Origin of the sequence: Janthinobacterium sp. NFX145 (assembly GCF_049810325.1) — a bacterium.
Classification (GTDB): Bacteria; Pseudomonadota; Gammaproteobacteria; order Burkholderiales; family Burkholderiaceae_D; genus Janthinobacterium; species Janthinobacterium rivuli.
This window is the reverse complement of the sequence record NZ_CP187360.1, coordinates 918,706-931,764: the sequence shown is the minus strand read 5'-3', so window position 1 is coordinate 931,764 and position 13,059 is coordinate 918,706. Positions and strand designations below refer to the sequence as shown.

The following is a 13,059-nucleotide window of genomic DNA, read 5'->3' as shown; positions in this document are numbered from 1 at the left end:
TAGCATGAGCGAGAGTATCTTTGGCCAGCTGCCGGCCGTGACCATCCGTGCCGCCGACGGCGCGCAAGCGACCGTCACCCTGTACGGCGGCCACCTGGTGTCATGGCGGACCAGCGATGGCCAAGAACGCCTGTTCTGCAGCCGCGATTCCGCCCTCGACGGCAGCCGCGCCATCCGTGGCGGCGTGCCCGTGATCTTTCCCCAGTTCGGCGCGCGCGGCACCGGCATGCGCCACGGCTTTGCGCGCGTGGCGACGTGGCAGCAGGAATCGAGCGGCGAGGCCGATGGCGCCGCATGGGCGCAATTTATCCTGACCCAGGCTGACTTGCCGGCAGCGATCGCCGCCAGCTGGGCTTACGCGTTCACCTTGCGCCTGCGCGTGGCCGTCACGGCCCAATCGCTGGAGCTGCATCTGTCCGTGCACAACACGGGCGAGCAGGCGTTTCCATTCTCGGCCGCCCTGCATACGTATTTTGCGATTGATGATTTGAGCGAAGCGCGCATTGGCGGCTTGCAGCGCGTGCGCTATTCGGACGAGACGCCGCAAGACGCCTTGCAGGCGGAAGACGTGCTGCAGTTCACCGACAAGCTGGACCGCATCTACTACCAGCTGCCGGGCGCCTTGAGCCTGCAGTCTGGCAGCCATACCCTGCGCCTGGAGCAGCAGGGCTTTACGGACGCCGTCGTGTGGAACCCGGGCGCGCAAGATGCGGCCGCCCTGCCCGACCTGGCCGACGACGAGCAGCCGCGCTTCATCTGCATCGAGCCGGCCCTGATCCAGCCCGACCTGCTGGCCGCCGGCGCCGAATGGACCGGCCGCCAGCGCCTCGCATTCGTTTAATTGGACTCTTTGATGATGCGGCCATTCGTCGGCTGAATCGGGCGCGCATTCAGGGGATACAAACGGCTGAACAGCGCCATCTGCGCCGGCGACGCCTGCACCGGCTGCTTCATCACCATCCACAGCACGCCTTCGCTGCAAGGCGGCTCCGTCATCGATCCCATATACGTGTAGTAATCGCGCCGCGTCGGCAGCATCTCGGCCGGGTCGAGCAGGATGGTCGGCTGCATGGTCTCGAATTTTTCCAGCGGCAGGTTGTTCCACACGGTCTGGATGGTCGCTTGCGGCGCACCGCGTTCCAGCAGCAGCGCCAGTACGGCCTGCCGGCCTTCCGCGTCGCGGTGCACCAGGTGCACCACCATCTCGAACGCCTTGCCATTGATGCGCTCTTCGGACGGACGGTGGAAATGGAATTGCTGCAGCTCGAACATGCGGTTCTGCACCGTGATGTAATTGCCGCCGCTCACGCCCACCTGCACCGTATGACCATTGTCGACCACGTTGAACGAGGATGGGTGGTAGTCAAAGCTGATCTGCTCGAGTTCCACCTTCATGCCGTCGCGGATATCGATCGGCGACTGGCGGCTGCCATTGCCGCACTTGGCCCAGTCGACATTGATCTTGCTCCAGTGGGCCGGGCCGCTGTCGCCCTCGTACGACCAGTGCGTGCCGCGCGGCACGGGCGGTGGTGGCGGCGGCGCGGCCTTCACCACGGCCGCGCGCTTGGCGCGGGCGGCGGCGCGGGCCGCCTGGGTGGCGCGCATTTCCGCCAGGCGCGCGGCAATGCGTTCGGACAGGTCGACTTCGGCCGCTTCTTCCTTTTCGCGCGCCGTGGGCGCGACGACGACAGGCGCCTTGGCCTCCTTGCCCTTCACCGATTCGGTCAGGGTTTTCATGGCGGCCGCGCGCGCCGACGCCGACATGGGCGCGGATGCGGTGGCGCTCGCCGGGACGGGGGCATCTTTGGCGCTTGCCATGGCCGCCATCGCGGCAAGGCTGCAAGCTAACAGGGCGCTCAAATGTCGCATGGAAATCCAGAAAGTGAGAATACCCTCTGGTTTACGGCTGTAAAGCAACAAAACTTGAATCAAGGCGGGAGTAAAACAGAAACAAGACAGGGAAAAACGGGATCCGGGGCCGGCTGCGGACTGTGCCGCAGCGCGCTTGCCCCGTATCCATGCGGCCTTACGCCGACTTGCCGACCATGCGCTTGTAGAGCTTCCACATGCCGCCCAGCACCACCGGTACGACGGCGGCGCCGACGCCGATCAGCACGATCAGGGTCAGGTGGTCGCGGATCCACGGGATATTGCCGAAGAAGTAGCCCGCCGTCACCAGACCGACCACCCACAACAGGGCGCCCGTGATGTTGTACATCTGGAAGCGCGTATGCGTCATGTCGGAAATGCCGGCCACGAACGGGGCGAAGGTACGCACCACCGGCACGAAACGGGCCAGGATGATGGTCTTGCCGCCGTGCTTTTCAAAGAACTCATGCGTGCGGCGCATGGCGTCCTTGTTGATCCAGCGGTAATCGTGGGTAAACACCCTTTGCCCGATGGCCTCGCCTATCCAGTAATTGAGCGTGTTGCCCGTGACGGCCGCCGTGACGAGCAGGAAGATCAGCAAGCCCAGGTGCATCTGTCCCGTCGCGCAAAACGCGCCGGCGATAAACAGCAAGGTATCTCCAGGGAAGAAAAACAGCACCACGAGGCCTGTCTCGCAAAAAATAATGGCGAACAGCACCGCATACACGAGGGTGCCGTACTGCTCGATCAAGAGACCCAGCGTCTTGTCGACATGCACGATCATGTCGAGGAATTGCACAAAATCCATATATTTTTCCCTAAAGGTAGCGGCGGAATCATACACCACCCGACCGGCGCAACGGCAGTCCCCGGGCCGATATTTCTGGATTAATTATGCGGCGCCCTTGGCGGCGTGGCAATTTAAGTAAAGGTTAAGGAATCGCCTTATCGGCAGACAACTGTCAGCATTGCTGTCTGCAATGTTTTTCCAACGAAATATTGGCATTCCGGTATACACTTTCTGCACGGCGCAACCCGCGCCGACCAGGAGAAAACATGTATCGACACCCACTGAGCGGCCTGACCATGGCCACCGTACTGGGCCTTGCACAGCTGACTGCCCACGCGGCACCTGTGCAGATCAAGGCGCCCGCCGAACTGCCCGCCAAGGCGACCTTGGCCGACGTGATCAAGGCTTCGAAACCGTCCGACTGGCGTGCGCTGGACCCGAACAACACCCTGTACCTGGACATTCCCGCTGGCCGCGTGGTGATCGAGCTGGCGCCGGACTTCGCGCCGAAACACGTGGCCAACATCAAGGCCCTGGTAGCCGAACAGTATTACGACGGCCTGGCCATCACGCGCGCGCAGGACAACTGGGTGGCGCAGTGGGGCGATCCGAACGAGAAAAATCCCAAGCCGATCCAGCATGCGCAGCGCACCCTGCCCGGCGAATTCACGGTGCCGCTGAAAAATATCAAGAGCTTCACGCGCCTGCCGGACGTGGACGGCTACGCACCGCAAGTGGGCCATTCGAACGGTTTCCCGTCCGCGCGCGATCCGAAAACCGGCACGGCCTGGCTCACGCATTGCTACGCCACCGTGGGCGTGGGCCGCGACAGCGCCAGCGACAGCGGCGGCGGCACGGAACTGTACGCCGTCATCGGCCAGTCGCCGCGCCACCTGGACCGCGACATCACGGTCGTCGGCAGAGTCGTCTCCGGCATGCCATTGCTGTCCACCCTGCCACGCGGCACGGGCCCCATGGGTTTTTATGACAGCCCCGAAAAAAACGTGCCGATCAAGTCCATCCGCCTGGCCGCCAGCGTGCCGGCGGAGCAGCGCGCGAACCTGGAAGTGATGCGCACCGACAGCGCCGCCTACCAGGCCGTGCTGGAAGCCCAGCGCCACCGCGGCGGCCCGTGGAGCAAGGTCACGGCCGGCCATATTGACCTGTGCAATGCGCCGATACCGGTGCGGGAGGTGGGGAAATAGGCCAACTTTTAGCCCAAGAGCAAGGGCTGGGGTCAGACCCGACGGGTCTGACCCCGGTATAATTGGCGCATGAACGCTCCCATCACGCCCCACCGCCCGATCCAGGCCCTGCCTGACCAGTTGATTTCGCAAATCGCCGCCGGCGAGGTGGTCGAGCGGCCATCGGCCGTCGTCAAGGAATTGCTGGAAAACGCGCTCGACTCGGGCGCCACGCAGATCACCGTGCGGCTGGAAGAAGGGGGCGTGAAACGCATCGCGATTACCGATAACGGCCGCGGCATCGACAAGGACCAGCTGCCGCTGGCCCTGGCGCGCCACGCCACCTCGAAAATAGCGTCCCTGCACGACCTGGAAAACGTGGGCACCCTGGGCTTTCGCGGCGAGGCGCTGGCCTCGATCGCTTCGGTGTCCGCCGTCACCGTGACCTCGCGCACGGCGGACGCGGCGCATGCGTGGGAAATCGTCGGCTCGCACAATGGCAGCGTCTCGCCATCGTCGGGCGCGCACGGCACCACGGTCGACGTGCAAGACCTGTATTTCAACACGCCCGCGCGGCGCAAATTCCTCAAATCGGAACAGACGGAATACGGCCATTGCGCCGAAGTCGTGCGCCGCATCGCGCTGGCGCGGCCGGACGTATCGTTCTCGCTGTCGCACAACGGCCGCACCATCGACCAGTGGAATATCAGCGAACTGGCCAAGCGCAGCGCCCACATCCTCGGCAACGACTTTGCCGAAGCGCGCCTGGCGCTGGACGAATCGGCCGGCACCTTGCGCATCCACGGCTTTGCCGGCTTGCCGACGGCATCGAAGGCGCGCGCCGACGGCCAGTTCTTTTATGTCAACGGGCGCTTCGTGCGCGACAAGCTGCTGGTACACGCCGTGCGCATGGCCTACCAGGACGTGCTGCATGGCGACCGTTTCCCGTCGTACGTGCTGGCGCTCGACCTCGACCCGGCCCTGGTCGACGTCAACGTGCATCCGTCGAAGATCGAAGTACGCTTCCGCGACAGCCGCTCCGTGCACCAATTCGTCTTCCACGCGGTGCAGCGCGCGCTGGCGCAGACGTCGGCCACGGCCTTTGGCAGCGTGCCGGCACCTTTGCCGGCCGCGTCCACCCTGGGCGGCGATACCGCGGGCGCCGGTTTGGGAGGCCCCGGCATCTGGCGCCGCGAGCAGACGCAAACGTCGTTCGGCACGCAATTCACGAATACCTTCGCGCCCGCCTCGCCCGGCGCGAACCTTCCCTTCTTTGCTGACGCGCCAGGCGTGGCCCAGGACACGGCGGCGTATGGCGCCCTGTTTGGCGGCGCTGCTGCATCCTCGCCGATCACGCAGGTGGAACCGTACATCGCCTCGCCCGAAGCGATGGCGCGCGAAGAATATCCGCTGGGCTTTGCCCTGGCCCAGCTGCACGGCATCTACATCCTGGCGCAAAATACCAAGGGCCTGGTGCTGGTCGACATGCACGCGGCGCACGAGCGCATCCTGTACGAGCAGCTGAAAAACGCACTACAGGCGCAGGTCTCGGGCCAGGACATGCAGGTGCAGTCGCTCTTGATCCCCGTGACGTTCTACGCGGACGCCATTGAAGTGTCGACGGCGAATGAAAACCAGGACACCTTGAAAGCGCTGGGTTTTGATATCGCCGCCCTGTCGCCCACGACGCTGGCCGTGCGCTCCGTGCCGACCCTGCTGAAAAACGCGGACGCGCAAACCCTGGCGCGCGACGTGCTGCGCGACGTGCGCGAATACGGCGGCTCGCGCGTCCTGATCGAGCGCCAGAACGAATTGCTGGGCACCCTCGCCTGCCACACGGCCGTGCGCGCTAACCGGATTTTATCGGTGCAGGAAATGAACGCCCTGCTGCGCCAGATGGAGAGCACGGAACGCGCCGACCAGTGCAACCATGGCCGGCCCACGTGGGTGCAGGTCGAGATCAACGCGCTCGACAAATTATTCCTGCGCGGCCAATAAAATTCCGGGGTCAGACCCGCCGGGTCTGACCCCGGCCTTTGCCTTGGGGTCCCCATCGCAAGCACATCAAAAAAGCACCATGACAAACACCCCACACCTCCCCCTGGCCGTCGCCATCATGGGCCCCACGGCCAGCGGCAAGACGGCCAGTGCGCTGGCCATCGCGCAAGCCATCCCGTCCGAGATCATTTCCGTCGATTCCGCCCTCGTCTACCGGGGCATGGATATCGGCACGGCCAAGCCGTCGAAGGAAGAGCTGGCCCAGGTACCGCATCATCTGATCGACATCATCGACCCGCTGGACGCCTATTCCGTGGCGCAGTTCCGCAACGACACCCTGCGCCTGGTGAGCGAAATCTCGGCGCGCGGCAAGCTGCCGCTGCTGGTCGGCGGCACCATGCTGTACTTCAAAGGCCTGGCCGATGGCCTCGACGACTTGCCCGGCGCCGATCCCGTCCTGCGCGCCCAGCTGGAAGAAGACGCGGCCGCCATCGGCTGGCCCGCCATGCATGCGCGCCTGGCCGAGCAGGATCCCGTCACGGCCGCGCGCCTGGCGCCACAGGATGCGCAGCGTATCGGCCGCGCGCTGGAAATCATCGCCCTGTCCGGCCAGCCCATGTCGGCCCTGCTGGCGCGGCGCGAAAAGACCGTGCTGCCGTTCCAGCTCCAATCGTTCGCGCTGGAGCCGTCGGACCGCGCCGTGCTGCACGCGCGCATCGCCACGCGCTTCGACATCATGCTGAAAAACGACGCCCTGCTCGATGAAGTGGATGGGTTGCGCCGGCGCGGCGACCTGCACCCGGGTTTGCCCTCGATGCGCTGCGTCGGTTACCGCCAGGCCTGGGACTATCTCGATGGCCGCATCGACCGCGCCGCCCTGCGCGAGACGGGCATCATCGCCACGCGCCAGCTGGCCAAACGGCAGCTGACCTGGCTGCGCTCCATGCCGGAACGCATCGTCATCGATTGCCTGGGCCCTGATCCGGCCTCGTCCATGCTGGCACAAATCCAGCCATTGCGAAAGTAACCACCACCGATGCGCACGCAGAAAAAACCGCACATTTTTTTGCGCCGGCATTGACAAGGAAATGGGAAGACTGGATAATGCTCGGCTGTTGGGTGATATAGCTCAGTTGGTTAGAGCACAGCATTCATAATGCTGGGGTCGGTGGTTCAAGTCCACCTATCACCACCAAAGAACATCGATCAGGTTTTTTTACTGGTCAAAACCAGCATCCGGTCTGACCGGTCTGTTTGGTGATATAGCTCAGTTGGTTAGAGCACAGCATTCATAATGCTGGGGTCGGTGGTTCAAGTCCACCTATCACCACCAAGAATTAGCAGCATGAAGAACCCGCCCCTGCCCTGCGCAGCGGCGGGTTTTTTCATTTCCAGCGCCGCCGTACATGCGGCCTGTACGCAACACCTGCCCCATCCCCACGCATTGGGGATTGTGGCGACCCGCCTCTGCCGCTTACAATGAGAATAATTCTCATTTATATTATTCATCGCCCATGTCCGCCATCCAGTCCAGCCTGCAACAGCAAGTGCAGTCGCTCTACAGCGAGCATCACGGCTGGCTGGTCGGCTGGCTGCGCAAAAAACTCAGCTGCCCGCATGGCGCGGCCGACGTGGCGCAAGATACTTTTTTACGCATCATCGCCTCGCGCGACGCGCTGTTCGGCATGCGCGAGCCGCGCGCCTACCTGTCGACGACGGCGAAGCGATTGCTGTTCGACCGCGCGCGCCGGCAAGTACTCGAGCGCAGCTACCTGGCGGAACTGGCCCTGCTGGCCGACAGCCTGCCAGGCGCGCCCTCACCGGACGAGATCCTGATGGCCGTGCAGGCGCTCGGGCAGATCGCCACGGCGCTGGACGGCTTGCCGGCCAAGGCGCGCGACGCCTTTCTGTTGCACTACCTGGAAGAGCAATCGCAGGCCGCCGTCGCCGCGCAGCTGAACGTCTCCACGCGCATGGTGCAAAAATATCTGGTGCAAGCCTTGCTGGCCTGCCGCCACGCCTGCCCGGCCATGGCGGCATGAGCGGCACGCGCACGGATATCGCGGCCGAACAGGCCGCGCGCTGGATCGTGCAGCTCAGCGCCGACGATCCGGCCGAACGCGACACAGCGCGGGCCGGCTTTGCCGCGTGGAAGGCAGCCGACCCGCTGCACGCGACGGTCGCCGCCGGCATGGAAAACCTGCTGCTTCAACTGAGCGCCGTGCGCGAGCCTGCCGGCGGCGACCATCGCCCCGCGCGCGCCGCCCTGGCCGCCATCGCACCCAAGCGCCGGCGCCTGCGCCAGCTGGCTGCCGCCAGCGCCGTGGCCGTGCTCGCGCTGACCAGTACACTGGCCCTCGGCGAGCGCCCAGCATACCTGCTTGCCGACCTGCGCAGCCCCACAGGACAATGGCAGACGCACACCCTGGCCGACGGCAGCCAGATCACGCTGGCCGGCAACAGCGCCGTCAACGTGCGTTTCAATGGGGGCGAGCGGCATGTGGAACTGGTGCGCGGCGACATCCTTGTCGACGTGGCCAAGGATGCGCAGCGCCCCTTCATCGTTGACAGCAAGCAGGCGGCGATCCGCGCGCTGGGCACGCGGTTCACGGTGCGCAGGGACGGCGGCGTCACCATCCTCAGCATGCTGGAGTCGAAGGTCTCGGCGCAGGTGCCGCAACATCCGGCCGTCGTGGTGCAGGCGGGCCAGCGCACGCACATCACGGACGATGGCGTCGGGCCACTGACAAGCATCGATGCGGCCAGCGTGCAGGATGCCTGGCGCGCACGCCAGCTGGTGGTCGACGACTTGCCGCTGGCCCAGGTGCTCGACGAGCTGGCGCGCCACCGCCCCGGCCAGCTGCATTACGACCGCGCGCAGATCGCTGGCATCCGCGTGGCCGCCGTGCTGCCGCTGGACGATACGGACAAGGCGCTGCAACTGCTCATCGACAATTTCCCCCAGCTGCGCATCCGCATGCTGACGCGCTATCTGGTGATGGTGGACGCGCCAGACACTGGCACCGCAAAAAAATAAATGTTTTTTGCGTTCGCGGTTCCACTTTGCGCATCTCGTGCGTCAAGGCAGCTGAGATCAATCAAAAAAGGCTGTCACCATGTACGCTCAAGTCGTTCCCGTTTCGTCCCCGAATCCCTTGCGCACGCGTTTGCGTCCGTTGGCCCTGGCGGCCATGCTGCTCGCTGGCGCCGGCCTGCACGCCCAGGCAGTTGCGCAAACGGCGCCTGCCACCGCCAGCTACAGCATTCCCGCCGGACCGCTGGCCGGCGCCCTGAACCGCTATGCGCAGCAGGCGGGCGTGTCCATCGTCATCGATGCATCCAAGGTCCAAGGCTTGACCAGCGCCGGCCTGCAAGGCAGCTACGCCATCGATGACGGTTTCGCCATGCTGCTGCGCGGCAGCGGCTATGCGATCGGCAAGACGTCCACCGGCTATGTGCTGGTGGCCGCGCCTGCGGTCGCCGCTCCCACGGCGGCGGCCAGTAGCGCCTCGGCGGCCGAACGCACCATGCCCTCGATTACCATCGTTGGCCAGGCCGAGCAAGGCGCCACCACGGAAGGCAGCGGCTCCTACACGGCGCGCAAGATCACCATCGGCAAGGGCGAGCAAGCGATGAAGGATATCCCCCAATCGGTCAGCGTGCTGACGCGCCAGCGCCTGGACGACCAGGGCATCACGGATTTGAGTGTAGCCGTCAACAACGTCACCGGCGTGGTGGGCGTGCATGGCGTGGGGCCGGGCGTGGTGATCACGGCGCGCGGCTTCCAGATCGATCAATGGCAGTACGATGGCGTGCCGATCGACCGCAATACCTATGCGCTGGGTAACTGGGGCCAGGAAAACATGGTCATCTACGACCGCCTGGAAGTGCTGCGCGGCGCTGCGGGCATGCTCGTTGGCACGGGCAGCCCCGGCGGCTCCGTGAGCCTGGTGCGCAAGCGTCCGGGCGCCACGCGCAGTGTCAGCCTGACGGCGCGCGCGGGATCCTGGGACCATTATGGCGCGCAGCTCGACGTCAGCAGCCCCCTGGCTGCGGACGGCAGCCTGCGCGGACGCGTCATTGTCGATGAAGACGATACCCACTCCTTCATCGACCAGGTGTGGAGCAAGAACCGCACCCTGTACGCGGCGCTCGACTATGACCTGGGTCCGGCCACCACCCTGGGTCTGGCCATCAGCAACGTTAATGTCCACGGCCGCCCCACCTTCATCGGCCTGCCCCGCTACGAGGACGGCAGCGCACTGAACCTGCCCCGCTCCACCTTCACGGGTGCCGACTGGAACCGCAGCGAGGCCAAGCAAACCAACGTGTATCTCGACCTGGAGCACCATTTCAATAGCCAGTGGAGCCTGAAGGCCTCGGCCGTGAACATGAGGGAAAACACCGGCTCCGTGCACCAGCGCCTGGCTTCCGCCATCCAGCCCGACGGCAGCGGCGCGAGCTATGGCGACTTTGGCATGGATTTCGACAACCGCAAGCGCGGCATCGATACCTACGTACGCGGCAAATTCGACGGCCTGGGCATGGCGCAGGAAGTGCTCGTGGGCGCCAGCTATGTCACACTGGCGTCGGACGACCGCTACGCGCGCGTCTGGGAATCCGGGGCGAACGTCTTCAACATCAAGCACCATCGCCCTTGGCAAGATATCGACAGCATCGCCGCGCGCCCAATGGGCGTGACCAGCAACAGCACCTACGAAATACGCCAGAAAGGCCTGTACGGCAGCTGGAACGGCCAGCTGACCGGCAAGCTGAAAGCCGTGCTGGGCGGACGCTTCAGCTGGTATGACTTCCTGTATGCGACGCCCGCAGGTCCTGGCGAACAACTCAACGCCACCGCCAAGTTCACGCCGTCGGTGGGACTGATCTACGCGCTCGATCCGCAATGGTCGGCTTACGCCAGCTATGCCGACATCTTCACGCCGCAAAGCATCCGCGACGTGCAAGGCAAGGTCCTCAAGCCCATCACGGGCAGCAACTACGAGGCGGGCATCAAGGGGGAACTGATGGATGGCAAGGTCAACACCTCGCTGGCCGTATTCCGCTACAACCACAAGAACCGCGCCGTCACCGACTATGCCGCCGACCTCGCGTGCGACGGGCAGTACTGCTCGCGCGCCTCGGGCAAGGTGCGCAGCCAGGGCATGGAAGCGGAAATGTCGGGCGAAGTGGCGCGCGGCTTGCAGCTGTCTGCAGGTTACGCCTACACGACGACGACGTATCTGAACGACCCGGACAATCAGGGCAAGGTCTTTTCCACCTGGACGCCGAAGCACATGCTGCGCGTGTGGTCCAGCTACACCCTGCCCGGCGCCTGGGACAAATTCAGCGTGGGCGCCGGCGTCAACACGCAAAGCCATACGCTCGATAGCGCGTACACGTTCAAGGTTGCCGGCTTCTCGATCTGGAACGCGCGTCTGGCCTGGCAAGCCACGCCGCAAGTAGCCCTGTCGCTCAACGTCAACAATGTGCTCGACAAGCGCTACATCATCCCGGCCTACAACAACACCGGTTCGAACAACTACTATGGCGACCCGCGCAACGTGCAGTTCACCTTGAAGTACACGCCGAAGTGGTAGGCTGACGCACTGCGCTGACAGCACAGGCTGGGCACGGTATTGAGCCGTGCCCGCCTTTTTTTCGTTCAGTGCTAGGCTTGCATTCAAGAAACCATCCGCCAAAAAAACCATGCCCCAACCGCTCCCCCTGTCCAGCATTGCGCTGGCCCTGACCCTGTACGCCAGTTCCGCCCTGGCCGTCGACGGCCATTACCAGACCAAGACCCCATATTCACCGCAGCAGGACCCGGCCACGTATGCCGCGCCGCCGGCCGGCTTCCAGCCAATTTTCACGCAGCTGGTGGCGCGCCACGGTGCGCGCGGATTGACGCGCATGAAGGGCGACGCGGCCCTGTATACGATGTGGCAGCAGGCGGCCGCGCAGGATGGCCTGACGCCGCTGGGACGCGCACTGGGTCCCGACATCCTGGCCCTGATGCGGGCGAACGCCTTGCTCGGTTATGGCGTGGCCGGCATCGAATCACCCGGCTACGGCAACCTGTCGCAAACGGGTATCGAAGAGCACCGGCAACTGGCCGCGCGCCTGCTGGCGCGCCTGCCCGCCCTGTTTGCGCAAGTGGGGCAAGATGCCGTGACGGCGCCGCGCCAGCTCGTCACCATCCATTCCGGCGTGGACCGCGCACGCGACAGCGCCCGCTTCTTCACGCAATCGCTGCTCGAGCACGCGCCCGCGGTACAGCCGATATTACAAGCAGATGGCGTCAACCGCTTCCTGCTGTACGCACACAAGCTGGCGCCGCAGACGGACCGGGTCACCGATCCGGCCCATCCTTATTACGCCACCTACCATGCCAGCCAGGCGTACCAGCGCTATATCCGCACCAAGGGCCTGCACGCGCTGATGGACTCGCCCGCCCGGCTGCCAGCAGCGGCGATGCACGCGCGCCATGTGCTCGAACGGCTGTTTGCGCCCGCCTTCCTCGACCAGCTTGAGCGCGGCGGCGCCAGCTATGCCGACACGGGCAACTACACCTTCACCAGCGACGACGGCAAACTCACGCGCAGCATGAAGGGCAGCGGCAAGACCTTCATCCGCAGCCTGAATGCGGCCGCCACGCAGCTGTATGCGCTGTACGCGATCGCCGCCGGCATGCGGCATGAAGCGCCGGCCGATTTCAGCCGCTATATGCCCGCCGAGGATGCGCGCTACTACGCCGCTGTCGCCGACCACGAGGATTTCTACGAAAAGGGACCGGCCACCACGGAAAGCGCCGGCGTGACCTGGCGCTTCGCGCTGGCCTTGCGCGAGGATTTTTTCAGCGAAGTCGATGCGCTGGCCAAAGGAGATTTGCGCCACGCGGCCAAGCTGCGCTTCACGCATGCCGAGATGATCATTCCGCTGGCATCGGCCATGGGCTTGCAGCAGCCGCTGCCGGCTTCGGACAGTTACAGTTATGACGCGAATCCCTGGCGCGGCCAGACCGTCGCGCCGCTGGCGGCCAACATGCAGTGGGACGTGTACCGCAACGGCGAGGGTCAGCTCATCGTGCGCCTGCTGTACAACGAAAAGGAAACGCCGTTCCAGCCATCGTGCGACAGTGCCCGCATCGCGCCGGGCAGCGTCTTCTATGATTACGCGGGACTGAAAGCCTGCTACGGCCACGTGGCGGCGCAATAA

The 13,059-nt window shown here is 64.8% G+C and carries 10 protein-coding genes and 2 tRNA genes; 10 read left to right on the top strand and 2 right to left on the bottom strand.

Features of this window, described 5'->3' with window-relative positions; all coding sequences use genetic code 11:
- Positions 1-4 precede the first annotated feature (4 nt).
- Positions 5-841 carry a D-hexose-6-phosphate mutarotase gene (locus ACPJXG_RS04125; RefSeq protein WP_425253487.1) on the top strand — a complete coding sequence of 279 codons (837 nt, stop codon included), beginning with the start codon at positions 5-7 and terminating at the stop codon, positions 839-841.
- On the opposite strand, the gene ACPJXG_RS04120 is transcribed toward ACPJXG_RS04125, so the two are convergent.
- On the bottom strand, positions 838-1,818 hold the full coding sequence (locus ACPJXG_RS04120; RefSeq protein ID WP_257626123.1) for a carbonic anhydrase: 981 nt from the start codon (positions 1,816-1,818) through the stop codon (positions 838-840). The two genes, ACPJXG_RS04125 and ACPJXG_RS04120, sit on opposite strands and share 4 nt — an antisense overlap.
- Before the next feature lie 208 nt (positions 1,819-2,026).
- The gene (locus ACPJXG_RS04115; RefSeq protein ID WP_035822000.1) at positions 2,027-2,677 is read right to left on the bottom strand and encodes a VTT domain-containing protein; all 651 of its coding nucleotides are present in this window, start codon (positions 2,675-2,677) and stop codon (positions 2,027-2,029) included.
- Positions 2,678-2,925: 248 nt separating this feature from the next.
- Between ACPJXG_RS04115 and ACPJXG_RS04110 the strand changes: the two genes are divergently transcribed.
- The 9 genes from ACPJXG_RS04110 to ACPJXG_RS04070 all read left to right on the top strand — a co-directional run bounded on the left by ACPJXG_RS04110 (position 2,926) and on the right by ACPJXG_RS04070 (position 13,059).
- Complete coding sequence (locus ACPJXG_RS04110) at positions 2,926-3,864, top strand: peptidylprolyl isomerase (protein WP_425253486.1); 939 nt, start codon at positions 2,926-2,928, stop codon at positions 3,862-3,864.
- A gap of 69 nt (positions 3,865-3,933) precedes the next feature.
- Entirely contained in the window at positions 3,934-5,841 is a 1,908-nt protein-coding gene (mutL, locus tag ACPJXG_RS04105) for a DNA mismatch repair endonuclease MutL (protein ID WP_425253485.1), read from the top strand.
- Between the two features lie 79 nt (positions 5,842-5,920).
- Positions 5,921-6,868, top strand: coding sequence for a tRNA (adenosine(37)-N6)-dimethylallyltransferase MiaA (gene miaA, locus ACPJXG_RS04100; protein WP_425253484.1), 948 nt, complete (start codon positions 5,921-5,923; stop codon positions 6,866-6,868).
- A gap of 91 nt (positions 6,869-6,959) precedes the next feature.
- Positions 6,960-7,036 (top strand) — tRNA-Met (locus ACPJXG_RS04095).
- Between the two features lie 61 nt (positions 7,037-7,097).
- A tRNA-Met gene (locus ACPJXG_RS04090) sits at positions 7,098-7,174 on the top strand.
- A gap of 181 nt (positions 7,175-7,355) precedes the next feature.
- Positions 7,356-7,883 carry a sigma-70 family RNA polymerase sigma factor gene (locus ACPJXG_RS04085; RefSeq protein WP_425253483.1) on the top strand — a complete coding sequence of 176 codons (528 nt, stop codon included), beginning with the start codon at positions 7,356-7,358 and terminating at the stop codon, positions 7,881-7,883.
- Positions 7,880-8,878, top strand: coding sequence for a FecR family protein (locus tag ACPJXG_RS04080; protein WP_425253482.1), 999 nt, complete (start codon positions 7,880-7,882; stop codon positions 8,876-8,878). The genes ACPJXG_RS04085 and ACPJXG_RS04080 overlap by 4 nt, the downstream gene beginning before the upstream one ends.
- Positions 8,879-8,957: 79 nt before the next feature.
- Positions 8,958-11,441, top strand: coding sequence for a TonB-dependent siderophore receptor (locus tag ACPJXG_RS04075; protein WP_425253481.1), 2,484 nt, complete (start codon positions 8,958-8,960; stop codon positions 11,439-11,441).
- 109 nt (positions 11,442-11,550) lie between these two features.
- Positions 11,551-13,059: a histidine-type phosphatase gene (locus ACPJXG_RS04070; protein WP_425253480.1), complete on the top strand. Its 1,509-nt coding sequence runs from the start codon at positions 11,551-11,553 to the stop codon at positions 13,057-13,059.

Excerpts from the sequence above, each read along its gene's own strand:
- ACPJXG_RS04125 (WP_425253487.1), top strand. The coding sequence starts at position 5 with ATGAGCGAGAGTATCTTTGGCCAGCTGCCGGCCGTGACCATCCGTGCC.
- ACPJXG_RS04120 (WP_257626123.1), bottom strand. The coding sequence starts at position 1,818 with ATGGCAAGCGCCAAAGATGCCCCCGTCCCGGCGAGCGCCACCGCATCC.
- ACPJXG_RS04115 (WP_035822000.1), bottom strand. The coding sequence starts at position 2,677 with ATGGATTTTGTGCAATTCCTCGACATGATCGTGCATGTCGACAAGACG.
- ACPJXG_RS04110 (WP_425253486.1), top strand. The coding sequence starts at position 2,926 with ATGTATCGACACCCACTGAGCGGCCTGACCATGGCCACCGTACTGGGC.
- mutL (WP_425253485.1), top strand. The coding sequence starts at position 3,934 with ATGAACGCTCCCATCACGCCCCACCGCCCGATCCAGGCCCTGCCTGAC.
- miaA (WP_425253484.1), top strand. The coding sequence starts at position 5,921 with ATGACAAACACCCCACACCTCCCCCTGGCCGTCGCCATCATGGGCCCC.
- ACPJXG_RS04085 (WP_425253483.1), top strand. The coding sequence starts at position 7,356 with ATGTCCGCCATCCAGTCCAGCCTGCAACAGCAAGTGCAGTCGCTCTAC.
- ACPJXG_RS04080 (WP_425253482.1), top strand. The coding sequence starts at position 7,880 with ATGAGCGGCACGCGCACGGATATCGCGGCCGAACAGGCCGCGCGCTGG.
- ACPJXG_RS04075 (WP_425253481.1), top strand. The coding sequence starts at position 8,958 with ATGTACGCTCAAGTCGTTCCCGTTTCGTCCCCGAATCCCTTGCGCACG.
- ACPJXG_RS04070 (WP_425253480.1), top strand. The coding sequence starts at position 11,551 with ATGCCCCAACCGCTCCCCCTGTCCAGCATTGCGCTGGCCCTGACCCTG.